This is a genomic window from Thermocatellispora tengchongensis, from assembly GCF_014202315.1.
Lineage (GTDB): Bacteria > Actinomycetota > Actinomycetes > Streptosporangiales > Streptosporangiaceae > Thermocatellispora > Thermocatellispora tengchongensis.
On the sequence record NZ_JACHGN010000026.1, the window covers coordinates 61,222 to 79,324 of the forward strand.

The 18,103-nt window shown below is 73.9% G+C and carries 14 protein-coding genes and 1 riboswitch; of the genes, 5 read left to right on the forward strand and 9 right to left on the reverse strand.

All coding sequences use genetic code 11. The annotated features are described in order from the left end of the window. Window positions 1-9 precede the first annotated feature (9 nt). The 3 genes from HNP84_RS42580 to HNP84_RS42590 all read right to left on the reverse strand — a co-directional run bounded on the left by HNP84_RS42580 (window position 10) and on the right by HNP84_RS42590 (window position 4,802). Entirely contained in the window at window positions 10-2,862 is a 2,853-nt protein-coding gene (locus HNP84_RS42580; RefSeq protein ID WP_185055775.1) for a glycoside hydrolase family 9 protein, read from the reverse strand. A 69-nt stretch (window positions 2,863-2,931) separates the two neighbouring features. Next, window positions 2,932-4,065 carry a Gfo/Idh/MocA family protein gene (locus HNP84_RS42585; protein WP_185055776.1) on the reverse strand — a complete coding sequence of 378 codons (1,134 nt, stop codon included), beginning with the start codon at window positions 4,063-4,065 and terminating at the stop codon, window positions 2,932-2,934. Beyond that, on the reverse strand, window positions 4,062-4,802 hold the full coding sequence (locus tag HNP84_RS42590) for a sugar phosphate isomerase/epimerase family protein (RefSeq protein WP_312926944.1): 741 nt from the start codon (window positions 4,800-4,802) through the stop codon (window positions 4,062-4,064). The genes HNP84_RS42585 and HNP84_RS42590 overlap by 4 nt, the downstream gene beginning before the upstream one ends. Before the next feature lie 111 nt (window positions 4,803-4,913). Between HNP84_RS42590 and HNP84_RS56520 the strand changes: the two genes are divergently transcribed. The 3 genes from HNP84_RS56520 to HNP84_RS54265 all read left to right on the forward strand — a co-directional run bounded on the left by HNP84_RS56520 (window position 4,914) and on the right by HNP84_RS54265 (window position 7,958). Further along, window positions 4,914-6,002 carry a substrate-binding domain-containing protein gene (locus HNP84_RS56520; RefSeq protein WP_185055777.1) on the forward strand — a complete coding sequence of 363 codons (1,089 nt, stop codon included), beginning with the start codon at window positions 4,914-4,916 and terminating at the stop codon, window positions 6,000-6,002. Beyond that, window positions 5,995-6,855, forward strand: a complete 861-nt coding sequence (locus tag HNP84_RS42600; RefSeq protein WP_185055778.1) for an NAD-dependent epimerase/dehydratase family protein — start codon at window positions 5,995-5,997, stop codon at window positions 6,853-6,855. The genes HNP84_RS56520 and HNP84_RS42600 overlap by 8 nt, the downstream gene beginning before the upstream one ends. Before the next feature lie 83 nt (window positions 6,856-6,938). Continuing rightward, the gene (locus HNP84_RS54265) at window positions 6,939-7,958 is read left to right on the forward strand and encodes a glycoside hydrolase family protein (protein ID WP_185055779.1); all 1,020 of its coding nucleotides are present in this window, start codon (window positions 6,939-6,941) and stop codon (window positions 7,956-7,958) included. On the opposite strand, the gene HNP84_RS42610 is transcribed toward HNP84_RS54265, so the two are convergent. Beyond that, entirely contained in the window at window positions 7,901-8,989 is a 1,089-nt protein-coding gene (locus tag HNP84_RS42610; protein WP_185055780.1) for an SLAC1 family transporter, read from the reverse strand. The two genes, HNP84_RS54265 and HNP84_RS42610, sit on opposite strands and share 58 nt — an antisense overlap. A gap of 121 nt (window positions 8,990-9,110) precedes the next feature. Next, a complete protein-coding gene (locus HNP84_RS42615) occupies window positions 9,111-9,953 on the reverse strand; it encodes an SDR family NAD(P)-dependent oxidoreductase (RefSeq protein WP_185055781.1) in 843 nt (280 codons plus the stop codon). Between the two features lie 198 nt (window positions 9,954-10,151). On the opposite strand from HNP84_RS42615, the gene HNP84_RS42620 reads away from it, so the two are divergent. Then, window positions 10,152-12,038, forward strand: a complete 1,887-nt coding sequence (locus tag HNP84_RS42620; protein WP_185055782.1) for a LamG-like jellyroll fold domain-containing protein — start codon at window positions 10,152-10,154, stop codon at window positions 12,036-12,038. A gap of 6 nt (window positions 12,039-12,044) precedes the next feature. Here the strand turns inward: HNP84_RS42620 and HNP84_RS42625 are convergent, their stop codons facing one another. Continuing rightward, complete coding sequence (locus HNP84_RS42625) at window positions 12,045-13,706, reverse strand: alkaline phosphatase family protein (protein ID WP_185055783.1); 1,662 nt, start codon at window positions 13,704-13,706, stop codon at window positions 12,045-12,047. A 177-nt stretch (window positions 13,707-13,883) separates the two neighbouring features. Continuing rightward, window positions 13,884-13,979, forward strand: a riboswitch (TPP riboswitch). Here HNP84_RS42625 and HNP84_RS42630 point away from each other — a divergent pair. Continuing rightward, window positions 13,970-14,683 (forward strand): TenA family protein, encoded by a 714-nt coding sequence (locus HNP84_RS42630; protein ID WP_185055784.1) that lies wholly within the window; start codon window positions 13,970-13,972, stop codon window positions 14,681-14,683. Its footprint overlaps the riboswitch before it by 10 nt. Window positions 14,684-14,686: 3 nt before the next feature. On the opposite strand, the gene HNP84_RS42635 is transcribed toward HNP84_RS42630, so the two are convergent. From HNP84_RS42635 to murQ, 3 genes are all read right to left on the reverse strand, one after another. Beyond that, entirely contained in the window at window positions 14,687-15,895 is a 1,209-nt protein-coding gene (locus HNP84_RS42635; RefSeq protein WP_185055785.1) for a site-2 protease family protein, read from the reverse strand. Window positions 15,896-15,974: 79 nt separating this feature from the next. Further along, entirely contained in the window at window positions 15,975-17,195 is a 1,221-nt protein-coding gene (locus tag HNP84_RS42640) for a serine hydrolase domain-containing protein (protein ID WP_185055786.1), read from the reverse strand. Next, window positions 17,188-18,099 (reverse strand): N-acetylmuramic acid 6-phosphate etherase, encoded by a 912-nt coding sequence (murQ, locus tag HNP84_RS42645; RefSeq protein ID WP_185055787.1) that lies wholly within the window; start codon window positions 18,097-18,099, stop codon window positions 17,188-17,190. The genes HNP84_RS42640 and murQ overlap by 8 nt, the downstream gene beginning before the upstream one ends. Between the last annotated feature and the right edge of the window lie 4 nt (window positions 18,100-18,103).

The following is an 18,103-nucleotide window of genomic DNA, read 5'->3' on the forward strand; positions in this document are numbered from 1 at the left end:
CCCGTCGCCTCAGTTCACCGTGGGGCCCGTCCGGACGGACGTTCTCACCAGCGGCGAGGTGGTGTCGGTGGTGCGGACGTAGTAGGAGTGCGCCCCCTTGGGCAGCCACAGCTTCAGCCGGTAGACCTTGCCGTCGGAGTAGGTGGTGTCGGACGGCGCGGCCTCGGGCATCGTGCGCACCACGCCGTCGAGCACCAGGTCCACCGAGAACGGCGGCCGGTCGTCTGGGTCGGTGTAGGTGGCGGTGAAGGTGAAGGCGGTCGTGGGCGTGCCGGTGGCGGGGCTGACGCCCACGGCGTCCAAGGCGGGCGCGCTCCCCTCCCCCTTGCTGGTGAAGGAGATGTCGTCGATGTGCACCTCGCCGTCCACGTCGGCCGTCTGCTGCAGCCAGATCTCCATCTTCACCGCCCGCCTGTCCAGCTCCGGGAAGGCCGCGAGGTCGAAGTCGTACGTCGTCCAGGTGTCCGGCACCGCCAGCGACGCCGCGCCGGAGACCCGGTACGCCCGTACGCCGTCGTGGAGCGCCACCCAGATCCGCGTCCCCGGCGTCGGGCTCTTCATGACGAAGGTGAGGTAGCGGTAGCCGGAGGCGTCCACGCTGTGGTGCCAGGGCTGGAACTTCGCCTGCGACGAGGCCGAGGCGGGGTTGTGGAAGAACCGCCCGGCGGTGCGCCCGTCGATGGTCTGGCGGCTGTAGACGCCGACGCCGGCGTGGTTGTTCCACCAGTTCACCCAGGAGGTGTTCTGCGAGCCCCAGATCCCGCCGCCGCCGAAGTCGTCGTAGACCAGGGGCGTCTGCGGCGTCGGCGGCGGGGGCGCGACGGTGACGTGGGTGGAGGAGTGCGTGTGCGCGCCGTTGGTCTGCACGCCGCGCACGTCGATGCGCTGGTTCGCGTACGGCTGGGCGCCCTCGACGCTGACGGTGCCGGTGTAGACGCCGTCGCCCGCGGCCATCGGCGCGTGCTCCGCGCCGAGGTCCACCCCGGTCAGCGTGCCGGCGGGCTGGGCGAAGACGGTGACCTCGCCGGTCACCCGGTCGCCGATCAGCGGCGAGGTGACCGGCAGCCTGATCGGCATCCGGGTGCCGGTGGTCGGGGCGTCGTTGAACCGGATCAGGCCCATGATCGTGTACAGCAGCCCGGCCTGGATGCTGATGCTGTACTCGTTGTAGCGCCACTGCTGCGAGCTGTCCTGCCACAACGGCCGGTCGGCGTACCACGGGCCCGCGCCGCGGACGTCCTGGGGGTCGCGGATGTTCGGCCCGCTGACCATGGCGCCCGGCACCACCACGCCGGTGTTGGCCTGGTCGTAGGACTCGGCGTCCAGGCGGGTGTGCAGGAACCGCACGTGCCGGGCGCCGACGCCGGAGACCCAGCTCGTGTTCCACGGGTTGGCGCCGAACACCCAGTACGCCCCCTTGAGCACCGCCCGCAGCACCCGCTGGTCGCCGAACAGCTCGTAGTAGCGCATCATGTCGCCGAGGTAGGAGGCGTGCGGCTCGTTCACGCCGAAGTTCTTGAACTGGTTGAACACCCCGTACGGGGTGTCGTCGGTCATGGACAGGAAGTACTCCGCCTGCCTGGTCAGCAGGTCCTTGATCCTGGCCTTGGTGGCGGTGTCGGCGACCGGGTGGAACTCGGCCAGCGACAGCGGCCGCAGGTCCCAGTAGTTGGTGGCGTACAGGTCCTCGAACGTCAGCGCGCCGATCTTCTGGGTGGCGGCCCGGCCGTACTCCGGCTCGCCGGTGAGCAGGAACAGCTCCACCTCGGCGTACAGCATGGAGTTGGGCAGCCCGCCGCGGGTGGAGTAGGAGCCGATCGGGTCGTCCGGGTGCGCGGCGGCGTAGTCGTGGAAGGTGATCGCGGTCCGCTCGCAGGTCTCGGCGAAGGCGGCGAAGCCGGCGGCCTTGTCCGCGGCGATGGCGCCGGTCTCCAGGGCGCTGCGGATGGCGCGGGCGGTGGCGGCGAGCGTGCCGGCCGCCTTGGCCGAGCCGCCGACGCCGAGGCCGCCGATCCTGCGGTCGTCGGCCGTGCCGGGCACGTTGTCGGTCTGGGTCTCCGGCGGGGCGAAGGTGCCGTTGCCGCGCACGTCGTACATCGCGCCGTCGCCCACGGCGGCCATCTTGACCAGGTACTCGGCGCCGAACCTGGCCTCGTCCAGCAGGTCGGGCACGCCGTTGGCGTCGTTGTCGAAGCGCACGGCGGGGGCGCTCTCGTTGCGCAGGTACGCCAGCGCGATCTCGCCGCCCACCCACTGGTTGCCGCCGTACTTGCCGTAGTCGCCGGCGTCGTACCAGCCGCCGGTGAGGTCGTGGTGCGCCGAGCCGTCCGCGGAGGCCGCGTCGTCGAGGTACCCGGCGCCGTGGAACACCTTTGCCGAGGGCGTCACGCTGCTGTACCCGGCCGGGTACGCCTCGGCGGTGGCCACCGAGGCCCGCTGGACGCGGTAGAACGCGGTCATCTCGTCCTTGTAGCGGTCCCACACCGAGGGGGCCACCGCGAACGGCGGCGAGGAGACCCCGTTCACCTCCAGCGTGTGGCCCTCGCCCGGCTGGGCGAGGGCGCTGAGGTCCACGCTGTAGACCCGTCTGCCCCACACCACGCCGTGGTCGGTCAGCACGCAGCCGGGCAGGACCACGGCGCCGTCGCGGACGACCCGGCAGGTCCACGGTGAGAGCTTGTCGGTGGCGACGACGTAGCCGACCTTGTACGACCCGGCGCTGTAACCGGCCTGGCTGACGGCGACCTGCTCGACCGTCCCGGCGGCCCGCGCCGGGTTCGCGGGCAGCGACACCGCCGCAGCGGCGAGGACCGCGACCAGGGACAGACGCCGGAACGATCGGGCGTGCGGAGGGCTGGACATGTACTCACGCTCCTTCCATCTGGCTCATATTCATACAGACGAAACCAGATAGCAAGAAGAGTGAAACATTCAGATAGCTAGGTTTCGATGTTGTGAAATGCGCGGGTCCCAGCCCTCCGGCAGCGGCTCCGGGCGCGGGCACGTGGAGGCGACCGGGACGAACGCGCCCCGCTCGGCCGACTCGGCGATGGCGGCCATGACGTCCAGGACGTGCAGCCCGAGCTCGCCGCCGGCCCGGTGCGGGCGTCCCTCCCTGATGGCCAGGGCCATCTCCGCCACGCCGGCCCCGCGCCCGGTGCCGTTCGCGGGCACCGGCAGCTCGCGCCACTCGGTCTCGCCCGCCCGCCGCAGCCGCAGCGGCCCGCCGAAGCCGTTCGGGTTCGGCCCGGCGACGGTCGCCTCGGTCCCGGTGAACTCCAGGAAGTCCTGGCGGCCGAGCGGGGAGTCGAAGCTGAACACCGTGGTGGCGACCGCCCCGGAGGCGAATTCGAGCAGCGCGGTCACGTGCGTGGCGACCTCCACCGGGAAGTCCGTCCCCGCGCGCGGCCCGGCGCCGATGACCCGCCGGTCGAAGGCCCGGCCCGACAGCGCCGCCACCCGCGCGACCGGGCCCAGCGCCGCGACCAGCGCCGTCAGGTAGTACGGCCCCATGTCGAACAGCGGGCCGCCGCCCGGACGGAAGAAGAACTCCGGGTCGTGGTGCCAGCGCTGCGGCCCCGGCCCCTGCATCAGGGCCACCGCCGAGAGCGGGCGGCCCGCGCCGCCCTCCGCCAGCAGCCGCAGCGTCGCCTGCAGGCCCGCCCCCAAGAAGGTGTCGGGCGCCGCGCCCACGCGCACGCCCGCCCGCTCGGCGGCGGCCAGCAGGCGGCGCGCCGAGGCGGGGTCGGGGGTGAGCGGCTTTTCGTTGTAGACGTGCCGCCCGGCCGCGATGGCGGCCTCGGCGACCTCGGCGTGCGCGGCCGGGACGGTCAGGTTCACCACCAGCTCGACCCCCGGGCGGGTGATGGCGTCGTGCGGGCCCCCGGCGTACGGGACGCCGTGCTCGGCCGCCGCCGCCCGGGCGCGGGCGGGGTCGAGGTCGCCGCACGCCAGCACCCGCACGGCCGGGAAGCCGGCCAGGTTGCGCAGATACTGCGCGCTGATGACGCCGCAGCCCACCACGGCCACTCCGACCGGGCCTCCGCCGGTCCCCGGGCCGCTCACGCGGCGAGCCCGGCGAGGTAGCGCCGCGAGGCGGCCAGCGCGGCGAGCATGTCGCCCTCGCACCGGTCCAGCTCCACGATCCGCCACGCGCCCGCGGGGGCGGCGGCCAGGATGTCCGGGATCGGCAGCGTGCCGGAGCCGACCGCGGTCATCGGCGCCTCCACCGTGGCGGGCCCGTCCTTGACGTGCAGGTGCGACACCCGGTCCCCCAGCCGCGCGAGCAGGCCGGGCACGTCGGCCCCGCCCACGGCGGCCCAGTAGACGTCCAGTTCCAGCAGCACCTCCGGGTCCAGCAGGCCGGCGAACACCTCGTACGCCGGCCGCCCGTCCTCCTGCGCCGCGAACTCCCAGTGGTGGTTGTGGTAGGCGAGCCGCAGCCCGGCGCCGGCCGCCCGGCGCGCGGCCTCGTTGACCAGGCGCGCGCTCGCGGCCACGGCCTCGGCGCCGGCGAACCCGTCGGCCCGGATCGCCGGGATGACGACGGTGCCGGCGCCGAGCACCCGCGCGGCGTCCAGCACGGCATCGGCGCGCTCGTCGAGCAGGGGGCCGTGCAGCGAGCACACGGCGAGCCCGGCGGCGTCCAGCAGGCCGCGGAACGCGTGGGGGTCCTCGCCCACGAGGCCCGCGGTGGGCTCGACGGCGCGATAACCCATTTCGGAGACGGCCTGCAGGGTGGGCCCCGGCCGCGCGATCATCTCGGTGCGGACGGAGTAGAGCTGTACGGCGGGAACAGGCACGGAGACCCCTTACAACTTTACATTTTGGCGCATTTATGTTACGAATACTTTTCATTAGTGGTCAATAGTTTCCGATGAGCGAGCGAGGCTCGCCGATAGGGGTGGCACAGAGTGCTTGCCGCGGAGCGAAGGTCGCGGATCCTGGAGTCCGCGCAACGTGAGGGAGCCGTGCGCGTCTCCCAGCTTGTCGGCGAGCTGGGCGTATCGCACGTGACGATCCGCCGCGATCTGGAGGCGCTGATCCATGACGGCGTCCTGGAGAAGGTCCGCGGCGGAGCGATGCTGCGGCAGTCCGCCGCCGCCGAGCCCGCGCCGCCGCAGCCCGGCCCGGCGCCCGCCCAGCGCACCCAGCGCACGCTGGGCGTGCTGATCCCGGCCGCCTACTACTTCCGGCACGTGGTCGACGGCATCCGCTCGGTGGCCGGGAGCACGGGCGGCGACGTACGGCTGTTGCTGTCGAACTACGACCAGGCCGAGGAGCCGGCCCTGGTCCGCGAGCTGGTGTCCAGCGGGTGCGCCGGGCTGCTGCTGGCCCCCTCGGTCGGCGGGGACGACCCGGAGGCGCTGGCCTACCTCGACGACGTGCCCGTCCCCGCCGTGCTCATCGAGCGCGCGGCGCCCGGCGAGGAGCTGGGGCGGCTGTCCACGGTGCGCTCGGCCCACGAGCGCGGCGTCGCCAGCGCCATGCGCCACCTGCGCGACCTCGGGCACACCCGCGTCGCCTTGGTCAGCCGGGGCGAGTCGCAGAGCGCGGCCTTCGTACGGCGCGGCTGGGCCGACGCGGTGGCGCGCCACGGCATGAACCCCGACGTGCCCAACATCACCGGCGAGCGGCTGGGCACCGGGCCCACCTGGGAGCCGGGCGGCCCGGCCAGCGTGCTGGACGAGCTGTCCGCGGCCGGGGTGACGGCCCTGCTGTGCCACGGCGACGAGGACGCCCTGGTGCTGCTCCAGCACGCGCGCGGCCATGGCCTGTCGATCCCCGAGGACCTGTCGCTGGTCGCCTACGACGACGAGCTGGCCGGGCTCGCCGATCCCCCGCTCACCGCGGTCGCGCCGCACAAGGAGCAGGTGGGCATGGTCGCGGCCCGGCTGCTGCTGGACCTGATCGCCGGGCACCTCGGGCAGACCCCGGTGCACATCCAGATCGAGCCGCAGCTGCACGTCCGGCGGACCACCGCGCGGCCCCGCAATGCCTGAGCGCGTGCTGGTGACCGGCGCGGCCGGCCATGTCGGGCGCGCGGTGCTGGCGCTGCTCGCCGAGCGGGGCGTCCCGGTGACCGCCCTGGTCCTCGACCCGCCCGGCGAGCTGCCCGCCGCGAGGGTCGTCATCGGCGACGCCCGCGATCCCGCGGTGGTCGCCGCGGCCATGGAGGGTGTGGACGCCGTGGTGCACCTGGCCGCGCTGCCCTCGCCGCGCCTGGGAACGCCGGAGGAGGTGTTCACCACCAACACCCGGGCGACGTTCGTGGTGCTGGAGGAGGCCGGGCGCCGCGGGGTGCGGCACGCCGCCGTCGCCGGCAGCTACGCGGTCGGCGGGCTGCCGTTCGCGGTGCGGCCGGTCTCGCCGCCGTACCTGCCGGTGGACACCGCCACGCCGCTGCGGATCACCGACCCGTACGCGCTGTCCAAGCAGGTGGACGAGGCCACCTCGGCGATGATGGCGGCCCGCCACGCGATGACGGTGGTCGCGCTGCGCCTGCCGTACGTCGGCGACGCGGAGCACAAACTGCCCGCGATGGCCGAGCAGTACGCCCGGCGCCCCGAGGCGGGGGCGCGCGACATGTGGAGCTACATCGACACCCGCGACGCCGCCCGCGCCCTGGTGATGGCGCTGGACGTCGCCCGCCCCGGCGCGCACACGGTGTACGCCGCCGCGCCGGAGACCCTCTCGCCCCTGCCCACCGAGCGCCTGCTGGAGGAGTTCCATCCGGACGTGCCTCGGCGGCGGCGCTTCCCCGGGCGCACGGTGCCGATCGACCTGGAGCCCGCCGCGGCGCTGCTCGGTTTCACCGCCCGGCACGTGTACCCGGTGCGCGAAAGTGGCTGGTAATTCGTATTAGCATGTTGACCAAGCGATTGCTCTGAACGATTCTGTGTCATCACGAGCCCATGTGAAACACGGAAGGGCAGAGCATGTCCGAACCGGTCCTCGACCGCCGTACCCTCCTCCGCACCGCCCTCGCGACCGGCATCGCGACCGGCATCGCCGCTTCGGCCGGCATCCCCGCCACGATCGCGGCGGCCTCACCCGCCGCCGCGGCCACCGGGCCCGCCGGGTTCCCGGCGTACGCCTACCTGGGGCAGCCGCTCGACACCGCCTCGCTGAGGTACAACCCGACCGGAGAGCTGATCTTCCCGTGCGTGCGCGGCACGTACGACCGCATGACGGGCGCCCTCGGCCGGTACTACCTGTACTACGCGCCGCACGACGCGCCGGGCGGGATCTGCCTGGCCTACGGCGACTCCCTCGCCGGGCCGTTCACCGAGTACCCGGGCAACCCGATCATCGGCCGTACCTGGTCGCCGCACTACTCGGTCAGCCACGTCTCCTCTCCGCACGTGCTCTGGCACGCCGCGAGCAGGAGGTGGTTCATGTACTTCCACGGCGAGAACACCACCACGCGGCTGGCGATCTCGGCCGACGGGGTCCACTTCACCTACCACGGCACGGTGCTCGACACCACGATGGTGCCGGGCATCTCCGAGGCGTCCTACGCCCGGGTGTTCGACCACGCCATCCCCGCGCTGGGCGCCCGCTACGTGATGGTGTACATGGGCAACCACGGCGGCAAGCGGAAGATCTTCTGGGGCTGGTCGGCCGACGCCCTGTCCTGGCGGTTCCACCCCGACCCGCTCGTCTCCCCCGCCGGCGACGGGATCACCGACCTCAGCTCGCCCCACCTGCTGCGCCGCAACGACACGACCTACCTCGTCTACCACGGCAACTCCGGCAAGATGTACCTCACCGAGGTCGGCGACGCCTTCGACCGCGAGGTGCACCTCGGCGTCTTCCACATCCCCCTGTCCGGCGCGCCCGACCGGGGCAGGTCCGCCGCCCCCGCGTTCGGCACCGACCGCGGGGTGGAGTACATGTTCTACGAGGCGGGCCCGCGGGGATCGACGGTCATCGCGGTCGCCCGCGCCACCGTCTGACCCCACTTCCCCACCGCCGCCAGCACGCGGCGGCCGGCCCGGCCGGACGCCCCATCCGGCCGGGTCCCGGCCTCGCGGAGCTGCGGCAGGACCAGGGGCAGAGTGCGGGCGGCGACCGTGGCCCAGGCGGCGACGAGCAGCGCGTACAGCGCCAGCTCGGCCCAGCGCATCCCGGCCGAGCCGAGCGCGGCGGCCAGCGCCCCGGCGCCGGTGACGCAGGTGCCGATCGGGAACGTGAAGGCCCACCAGGTCATCGCGAACGGCAGCCCGCCGCGGCGGGCGGTGCGGGCCAGGAAGTACGCCGCCACGGCCAGCCAGATCATCCCCAAGGTCCACACGGGCAGGCCGTACCAGATGCCGAAACCGGCCAGCTCGGGCACGGAGGTGCCGAGCTGGTTGACCGCCGTGGCCGACTGGCCGATCGGCCCGAGCACGATGACCAGCGTCGGCACCACGGGGGCGGGGCCGGGACCGTGCTCCCGGATGCGGCGCACCAGCAGGACCAGGATCGGCACCACCATGAGCAGGCTCACCCCGAACAGCCCGTAGCAGACCACGATCAGCGGCTGCCGCAGCGACCCGGCGTACGGCACCAGGTGCGCCCCGGCCGTGGAGGCGACCATCGGCGGAACCACCGGCATCAGCCACGCGCCGCTGACGTCCTCCAGCCCCGGCCGGTGGCGCGTCAGCATCAGGTACGGCACCCCGGCCAGCGTGGCCAGGCCGAGCAGCGTGCCCGCGCTCCACAGCACCGCGTCCACCGCGACGGCCGCGGGCACGCCGATCAGGTCCCGCCCGTAGAACAGGAAGCCGCTGCCGACCGTCAGCAGGGCCATCGGCGGCGCGCCGAGGAAGGGCGCGCTCGCCGGGTCGAACGGCCGGTTCCGCCACGTGACCGCCAGCCCCGCCAGCATCACCGAGGCCACCAGCCAGATCCCGATCGCGACGGGACGCAGGACGGCGAGGCGGTCGGGCAGGGCGATGGCGACGATGCCCGTCCCCATGACGGTGGCATACCAGTTCGGCGGCATGCGGACGATGATCGCGACCCCCGCTTGAACGCCACTGGCGACTCGCTTGCACAATCCGGATTCCGCGATTGTGAGGAAGATTTCGGCGCCGCCCCGCCATGGTCGGGGGCTCGGGGACAGGTCAGGACGCGGGCCGGTCAATGCGGAAGGGCACCACCCGCCGCATCGCCGCGTCCCAGCCGCGGTCGCCCGCCAGCCGCCGGACCACCGGCGCCAGCCGCGCCTGGGCGCCGATCCTGTAGCGGGCCTTCGGCCGCCGCGCCCGGATCGCCGCGACGATCACCTTGGCGACGTCCTCCGCGGTCAGGACGGACCTGGCGCCTTCCCGGTGCGCGCGCTCGACCATCGCGGCGATGTTCTTCTTCAGCACCGCGTACGGGCCGTGTCCGCCGGTGTCCAGCTCGCTGTTGGCCATGAACCGGGTGCGCACCGCGCCGGGCTCGATCAGCACCGTCCTGATGCCGAACGGCGCGACCTCCAGCCGGAGCGCGTCGCTCAGCGACTCCAGGGCGTACTTGGTCATCGTGTACGGCACACCCATGGGCGGGGTCACCAGCCCGGCGGCGGAGCCCAGGTTCACGATCGTGCCGTGGCGCTGCGCGCGCATGCCGGGCAGGACGAGCTGGCACATGCGGATGAGGCCGAACACGTTCGTCTCGAACACCTCTCGGACCCTGTCGAGCGGCACCTCCTCCACGGGCGCGCCGCCGCCGTGGCCGGCGTTGTTGACCAGGACGCCGACCGCGCCGTGCACGGCCTCGACGGCCTTGACCGCGCCGATCCTGGACTGCTCGTCGGTGACGTCCAGCCGCAGAACCCGGCAGCCGGCGTCCTCCAGCTCCGCCAGCGTCTCCACCCTGCGCGCCGTCGCCCATGTGGGATGGCCGGCCCGGACCAGGGCGAGGGCCGTGGCGCGGCCGATCCCTGTCGAGCATCCGGTGATCAGGACAGCGTTGGACGGCATGTCGTCCCCCTTGATGTAAAAGGCACTTACAATGTGAATGGCTATTACTTTACGCGGGCGCACGTCGCCGGGGAACGACGCCGACGAACGCCGGATTGGGGAGATTTCCACTCGTGGCGTGTGATCGTTCTATTCGGGGCCACCTCTGTGCCATCCGGGCACACCACGGTGCTGCGCGGCACCCTGATTGGAGACCCCATGACCGAATCCTCCCGGCGGCCGCACCTCGGCCGCCGGTCACTGCTCACCGCGGCGGTGGCCGCGCCCGCCGCGGCCGTGGCCTCGGGCACGCTGCTCGGCGCCGCCCCCGCCGCCGCGTCCGCCTCCGGGCCGCGTGGCTGGACGAGCCGGTTCGACCCGGAAAGCCCCCGCTTCACGATCGGCGTGCTGCCCGACACGCAGTACCTCTTCGACGAGGACAGTTCCGACCCCAACCCGCTCCGGCAGACCTTCCGGTTCCTGACCGAGGAGCGGGCGGCGCGCAACATCGCGTTCATGACCCACCTCGGCGACGTGACCGAGCACGGCAGCGAGCACGAGATCGAGCTGGCCGGCGAGGCGTTCAAGGTGATCGACGGCAGGCTGCCCTACAGCGTGCTGGCCGGGAACCACGACATCCAGCGCGGCGACGACCAGCGCGGCGACTCGGCGTACCTGCGCGAGTTCGGGCCCGCCCGCTACGCCAAGATGCCGACCTTCCGCGGCGCGTCGCCCGACGGCTACAACAGCTACCACGTGCTGAAGGCGGCGGGCCGCGAGTGGCTGGTGCTCGCGCTGGACTGGCGGGTCTCGGACAAGGGGATCTCCTGGGCGCAGGGCGTCCTGGACGCCAACAAGACCCTGCCCGCGATCCTCACCACGCACGACCTGGCCTGGGCCGACGCCTCCGGCACCGCGGCGCTGTCGCAGTTCGGGCAGCGGCTGTGGGACGCCCTCGTACGGCGCAACGACCAGATCTTCCTGACCCTCAACGGCCACTACTGGCCGCCCGGCCGCACCGTGCTGAAGAACGACGCCGGCAACGACGTACACGTGCACATCACGAACTACCAGGACCGCTACTACGGCGGCGCCGGCATGGTCCGGCTGTACTCCTTCGACCTGGTGCGCAACGTGATCGACGTGGAGACGCTGTCGCCGTGGCTGCTCGGCCTCGACGCCGACGAGCGGGCGCCGCTGGAGGCGGAGAACCTGGAGCTGACCGGCCCGGTGGACCGGTTCAGCCTGGAGATCGACTTCGACGCGCGCTTCGCCGGGTTCGCCCCGCGCACGCCGCCCCGGCCGCGCCCGGCCCGGGAGGTCATGCCGCGCGGCACGGTGGCGTACTGGCGCTTCGACGCCGAGGGCTTCGCCGGCGCCGGGACCGACGGCGCGACGGTGCCCGCCGGCGCGGTGGCCCGCGACCTCACCGGCGGCGGCAACGACCTGACCATGGAGCTGCTGCACTCCAGCCCGGCCGAGATCCTGCGCTGGTCGGGCGAGCACCACGAGGGCCAGCCCGCCCACGCCAGCCTGCGCTTCGACGGCGGCAAGAATCCCGACCGGGGCGCGGTGCTGCGCTCGGCCCCGAACGCGCCGATCAACAGCATGAAGTTCGAGTCGGGCTACACCATCGAGGCGTTCATCAAGCTGCCCGACCCGTTCGAGGGCGACCACGCCTGGATGGGCATCCTGAGCTGGGAGGGCCGCAGCGGCGACGCGGGCAAGACCAGCGGCTGGTCACCGGAGGAGCCGACGTGCAGCCTCAACCTCTCCCCCGAGCGGTTCCTGCAGTACGTCGTCTACCCCACCGACCGCGACGCCGACCCCACCTCGTGGAGCCACGCGCTGCCGGTCGGACGCTGGATGCACCTCGCCGTGGTGAACGACTCCCGGCGCACGATCGTCTACGTGGACGGCTCCAAGATCGCCCGCAATCCCACCCAGCCCTCCAGGGGGATCTCCACGCTGGGCAAGCCGTTCGCGATCGGCGGCACCCAGTTCGCGCAGAAGTACGGGCAGGGCTACTACGGCTGGATCGGCGACGTGCGCATCGTCGCCCGCGCGCTGAAGCCGAAGGACTTCCTCACGCCCTTCGCCGGCTGACGGCGCTCACGGGGAAGGCGAGCTGAAGGCGGTCAGGAAGCGGTCGCGGAACGCGTCCATCCGCCAGACGGGCGCCTTCGGGCCCGGCCTCAGGCCGTCCTGCCACCCCCACCCCGAGATCCGCTCCAGCACCGCCGGGTCGCGGGCGACGATCGTGATCGGCACGTCCCGGTTCACGTCCTCGCCCGTGACCAGGGGTGCGGGCTGGTGGTCGCCGAGGAACACCAGCACGAGGTCCTCGCCGCCGTAGCGCTCGACGTAGGAGAGCACGCTGGTCAGGGAGTACTCGATGGACCGCCGGTACTCCGTGCGCACCTTGCCGGGGTCGCGCCACACGTCGTCGGGCGACCGGCCCGCCGCGCGCATGGAGCCGAAGACGGACCCGTCGCCCACGTCGTCCCAGCCGACCATCCGCGGGATCGGCGCCCACGGCGCGTGGCTCGACACCAGCGGGATCTCCGCCATCACCGGCCCGGCCCCGGCCGCCCGCTCGGCGCGCTGGAACGCCGACAGCGTGTACTGGTCGGGCATGGTGCCCCAGTTGAACCCCGGGCCGCGGTAACCCAGGTCGCGGGCCGCGTAGACCCGGTCGTAGCCGAAGAAGGCCCCCTCCGGCCAGGCCCGGGTGATGCCCGGCATGACGCCGACCGTACGCCAGCTCGCCCGCCGGAAGGCGCCGTTGAGGGTGAGCCGGTCGGTCGTGACCAGGGCGTCGTAGCGCTGTTGGTTGTCCACCCACAGCCCGGACAGCAGGGTGGCGTGCGCCAGCCAGCTCCCGCCGCCGACCGTGGGCGAGGTGAGGAACGCGCTGCGGGCGGTGTACCCGGCCGCGCGCAGCCGCGCGCCGCCGGCGTCGAGCACCGCGCCGACCTGCGGCGCGAACCGCGGATCCTCGACCGCGTCGCGCCCGTAGCTCTCCACGAACACCAGCACGACGTCCTTGCCGCGCAGCCCGGTCAGCAACCGCTCGCCCGGGGTGTTCCGGAAGGCGTCCACCGCGACCTGCGCCGCGAACTCCTCCCGGTCGTGCAGGCTCTCGCCCACCTGGAGCGTACGCTCGTACGCCAGGCCCGCGACCGGCACGCCCGGCACGATCTCCGCCCCGAGCAGGGCGCAGGCCACCCACACGGCCGTGAGCACCGCGAGGCCCCCGGCCGCCGTGCCCCGCCGCCGCACCACGGAACCGGTCAGCCGCAGCGCCGCCCAGGCCGTCGCCGCGAGCACGGCCAGAGCGAGCAGCACCACCCCGCCCACCACGGCCCACGCCCCAACCCGCCCGAGCGACGTGGTGAGGAACTCGATCCCGGCCCCCACGAAGTACCAGTCGAGCACCGGGTCGAACGGCCGGGCGAGGACCGTGTGGAACCCCATGTCGAGAAGCTTCAGGACGGTCAGCAGCCCGAGCACCGCGCCACCGGCCACCGCCGCGATCCGCCGCCCCCTCGGCGGCAGCACGATCACCAGCGCCACACCGATCAGCGCCTCGACCGGGACGCGCAGGAACGCGGCGGGGGTGAACAGGGTGGCCCGGTTCGGCGCCAGAAGGGCGAACAACAGGACCAGGCACGCCGCCACGGCGCCCGCCCGCCGCTTCCAGCCGCTCCGGCGCTCCTCCTTCGCCTCGTCTTCGGTGGCGGGGACCTGGCGGGTCCGCGTGAACAACGACAATCGAAGCCCTTTCCCGTGCGGCACGTGATCCCGTGCGGCAGACGATGGCGACGGGCGCGCGTGCCCGCCTGGACGACGCATGCCTCCAGAACGCCGGTGGGGCCGGGGCGGGCTCAGCCTAGCAGCGCGCGCTCCCGCACCACCCGGTAAAAGGGCGCAGCGGGCTCTGTTACCGTTTGGGGCGACGCGGGGTGCCCGGAGCGCCGGGCTGAGATCACACCCGTAGAACCTGATCTAGTTCGGACTAGCGAAGGGACGTCGCCGTGCGCGAGACCGCCCGAGAGACCCCAGGCCCCGAGTTCTGCGCCGAGGTGTGGGCGCGCGCCGCCAAGCTGGTGGCCGCGATCCATGAGCACCCGTTCAACGCCGCGCTGGGCGCGGGCACGCTCGACGGCGAGCGGTTCGCGTTCTACATGGTTCAGGACGGCCGTTATCTGGAGGCGTTCTCCAAGGTGCTGGCCACGGCCTCGGTGCGGGCCACCGACTCGTCCGACGCGGCGTTCTTCGCCCAGAGCGCGCACACCGCGCTCGTCGTCGAGCGGGCCCTGCACACCGGCTACCTGGCCGAGTTCGGCGTGACGCCCGAGGACGCGGCGGCCGTGCCCACCTCGCCGTCCTGCCTCGCCTACTCCTCCTACCTCCAGGCCACGGCGCTGTCGGCGCCGTACCCCGTGGTCGTCGCCGCGGTGCTGCCGTGCTTCTGGGTCTACCAGGACGTCGGGACGGCGCTGCTGGAGCGCACGGCGGAGGCGCCGGACCACCCGTACCGCACCTGGATCGACACCTACTCCGACCCGGAGTTCGCCGCCTCGGTCGAGCAGGCCAGGTCGATCGCCGACCGCCTGGCCGCGGGCGCCGGCCGCGCCACCCGCGAGGCCATGGCCGCCGCGTTCCTCAAGGCGACCGAGTACGAGTGGATGTTCTGGGACAGCGCCTGGCACCGCGAGACCTGGCCCACCGCCACCTGGCTGTCCTAGGGATCAGGCCGCCCGGCCGGGCGTGTGCCGGCCGCCGTGCGGGTGGGCGGCGAGGTCGGCGCCGAAGTGCGACGTGTACGGCCCGGCGGGACGCAGGCCGGCGGTCTGCACCGCGCGGCTGATGTCGCTCGGCGTGACCAGGCCCTCAAGGTGCCCGGCGGCGTCGAGGACGACGGCGCGGCCGTCGGCGGCGCCGTTCATGCGGGCCAGCAGGTCCGTCAGGGCCTCGTCGGGACGGGCCGAGGGCACCTCGCCGGGCGGGCAGGCGATCTCGCGCAGCCGCGTCGCCGCCCGGCGGTCGGCGGGCACCTCGCGCAGCCGGTTGAGCGTCACCAGCCCGGCGAACGCGCCGCGCTCGTCCACCAGCGGGTACGTGGACAGCCGCGCCCGCATCACCACCCGGTCGATCAGGCCGGCGACGGTCTCGTCCGGATGGGCCACCACGGGGTGCGGCGACATGACGTCGCCCACCCGTACGCCGTGCAGCGCGGAGCCGAGCCGGGCCTGCTGCTCCTCGGCGGTGGCCGCGTTGACCAGGAACAGGCCGATCAGGGCCAGCCACAGGCCCTGGAACCCCAGGCCGACGAGGAACTGCGCGAAGCCCAGCGCGATGAGGACGTACCCGAAGATCCGGCCCGCCCGCGCGGCCGTGACCGCGGCCCGGACCTGGTCGCCCCACCGCGACCACAGGGCCGCGCGCAGCACCCGGCCGCCGTCCAGCGGGGCGGCCGGGATCAGGTTGAACACGGCCAGCAGCACGTTGACCCCGGCCAGGTAGGCGAACATCCCGGTCAGCAGGGCCGGTCCCCCGGCCGCCGCCGAGAGCCAGGCGATCAGGGCCGACCCGGCGGCGACGGCCACGCTGGCCGCCGGGCCGACGGCGGCGATGCGCAGGTCGGCGCCCGGCGTGCGGGCCTGCCCGCGCAACTGGGCCACCCCGCCGAGCAGCCACAGCGTGATGCCCTCGACCTCGATCCCGTCGCGCCTGGCCACGAAGGCGTGGGCCAGCTCGTGGGCGAGCAGCGAGCCCAGGAACAGCACCGCGGTGACCACCGCGGCCAGCAGGTAGAGCGCGACGGAGTGGCCGGGGAAGGCGACCGGGAAGCGGCCGAAGGCGAGGCCGGCGACCAGGATCGCGACGATGAACAGGACGCTGATGTTGAGCCCGACCGGCACCCCGCCGATCCGGCCCAGGCTGATGGAGGAGCGCATGTTCCCTCCTCGTGTGGGCGCGTCCCCTCCGCCTACCCAGATCCGGGTCCCTCAGACGGGGCGCCCCCGCCCGGCGTGCTCAGCCGCCGGTGAGGCGCAGGCACAGCCGGGCGACCGCCGTACGCAGCCTCGCGATGCCCGGACGGCCCCGGCGGGGGTGGACGCTGTTGGTCAGCAGCACGGCGGTCAGGCGGCGGGCCGGGGACACCAGCAGGGAGGTGCCGGTGAAGCCGGTGTGCCCGAGGGCCCCGGCGAGCGGGCCGGCGACCGACGGGTCGCCGATGCGGATCGCGAGGCCCTGGCCGTACCCGGCGGCGGGCGCGCCCTGGTCGCGGGTCATCTCGGCGATCGACGCGGGCGTGAGCGCCCCGCCCTCGCCGGTGCGCAGCATCTCGCCGAAGCGGAGCAGGTCGGGGGCCGTGCCGAACAGTCCCGCGTGCCCGGCGACGCCGCCCAGCGCGTACGCCGTCTCGTCGTGCACCTCGCCGCGGACGCAGCCCGCCCCCGGCCTGCCGGGCATGTCCTCGGTCGCGGCGATGCGCGGCAGCAGGGCCGCCCGCGGCCGGTACCCGGTGTCGGCCATGCCGAGGGGCCCGGTGACCCGCTCGGTCACCAGGACGTCCAGGGGCGCCTCCCCGGCCAGCTCGGCGACCCGGCCGGCGACGATCATGCCCACGTCGGAGTAGAGGTGGCGGCTGCCGGGGCGGGCGTCCAGGGGGGTGGCCAGGATCGCCTCCCACCGGGCCTCGGGGGGTTCGGCGTCCACCCGGTGCTCGGCGGGCAGGCCGGAGGTGTGGGTGAGGAGGTGCCGCACGGTCACCTCCGGCCGGTCGCCGTAGTGCGCGGGCAGCCAGGCCGCCACCGGATCGTCCAGGCGGAGGCGGCCGTCCTCGGACAGCGACGACAGCACCGCCGCGGTGAACAGCTTGGTGAGCGAGGCGAGGTCGAACACCGAGTCGGGGGCCGCCGGGGGACGGGCGGGCAGCAGGTCGCCGGACGCTCCGGCGTAGCGGGCCAGCTCCCCCTCCGCGGCGGCGGCCACCGGACGGCCGTCCACCGCGATCAGCGCGACGGCCGCGGCGGCGACGCCCGGCACGGCCGCGCGCAGGATCGCGCCGAGATCGGGCAGACCATCCAGATCCGGGATCGGGTCCGGGTCCTGGGTCGGGGCCGGGTCCCGAGGGGGGTCAGGGTCCTGGGTCGGGTCAGGGTCCTGGGTGGGGTCCGGGTCCTGGATCGGGGCCGGGTCCGGGATCGGGGCCGGGTCCGGGATCGGGGCCGGGGCGGGGGGTTCAGGCATCTCCGTCGCGTCCCAGTGCGGTGCCGAGCCATCCGCCCCGGTCGGCGAGCAGGGCGCGGGCCGCGTCGGGGTCGAGACCGTGCCGGATCATCACCACGGCGGTCTTGACGTCGTGGCCCGCGGCGGCGAGCGCCCGGCGGGCGGCGGCCTGCCCGGTGCCGGTGATGTCGGCGACGATGCGCGCGGCCCTGTCCGCCAGCTTGGCGTTGCTCGCGGACACCTCGATCATGTGGTTGCCGTAGGTGCGGCCGCACCTGACCATCGTGATCGTGGAGATCATGTTGAGCACGAGCTTCTGCGCCGTGCCGGCCTTGAGCCGGGTCGAGCCGGTGACGACCTCGGGCCCGACGATCACCTCGACGGCGTGGGCCGCGGCGGCGGCGAGCGGCGTACCCGCGTTGCAGGCCAGGCCGACCGTCAGCGCCCCGCGCCGCCGGGCCTCGCGCACCGCCGCGACGACGTACGGCGCCCGCCCGCTGGCCGAGATGCCGACGACGGAGTCCGCCGGGCCGACCCGCTTGGCCGCGATGACCGCCTCCCCCGCTTCCGCGTCGTCCTCGGCGCCCTCGACCGACCTGGTGAGCGCGGCCTCGCCGCCCGCGATGACGCCCTGCACGGTCTCGGGGTCGGTGCCGAAGGTGGGCGGGCACTCCGAGGCGTCCAGCACCGCCAGCCGCCCGGACGTGCCGGCGCCGACGTAGAGCAGCCGCCCGCCCGCGGCGACCCGCGCCGCGATGCCGTCGATCGCGGCGGCGATGGCGGGCACGGCCCGCGCGACCGCGGCGGGCACGGCCGCGTCGGCCGCGTTCATCAGCCGGGCGATCTCCAGCGTGGAGAGCGTGTCGATGCGGCTGTAGCGGGGGTCGCTCTGCTCGGTGGCGAGAGCGGCGAGTGATTCGGTCATGGTT

What these genes read in the sequence shown, in the direction of transcription:
- HNP84_RS42580 (WP_185055775.1), bottom strand. Translation starts at nt 2,862, where the DNA reads ATGTCCAGCCCTCCGCACGCCCGATCGTTCCGGCGTCTGTCCCTGGTC.
- HNP84_RS42600 (WP_185055778.1), top strand. Translation starts at nt 5,995, where the DNA reads ATGCCTGAGCGCGTGCTGGTGACCGGCGCGGCCGGCCATGTCGGGCGC.
- HNP84_RS54265 (WP_185055779.1), top strand. Translation starts at nt 6,939, where the DNA reads ATGTCCGAACCGGTCCTCGACCGCCGTACCCTCCTCCGCACCGCCCTC.
- HNP84_RS42610 (WP_185055780.1), bottom strand. Translation starts at nt 8,989, where the DNA reads ATGCCGCCGAACTGGTATGCCACCGTCATGGGGACGGGCATCGTCGCC.
- HNP84_RS42615 (WP_185055781.1), bottom strand. Translation starts at nt 9,953, where the DNA reads ATGCCGTCCAACGCTGTCCTGATCACCGGATGCTCGACAGGGATCGGC.
- HNP84_RS42620 (WP_185055782.1), top strand. Translation starts at nt 10,152, where the DNA reads ATGACCGAATCCTCCCGGCGGCCGCACCTCGGCCGCCGGTCACTGCTC.
- HNP84_RS42635 (WP_185055785.1), bottom strand. Translation starts at nt 15,895, where the DNA reads ATGCGCTCCTCCATCAGCCTGGGCCGGATCGGCGGGGTGCCGGTCGGG.
- HNP84_RS42640 (WP_185055786.1), bottom strand. Translation starts at nt 17,195, where the DNA reads ATGCCTGAACCCCCCGCCCCGGCCCCGATCCCGGACCCGGCCCCGATC.
- murQ (WP_185055787.1), bottom strand. Translation starts at nt 18,099, where the DNA reads ATGACCGAATCACTCGCCGCTCTCGCCACCGAGCAGAGCGACCCCCGC.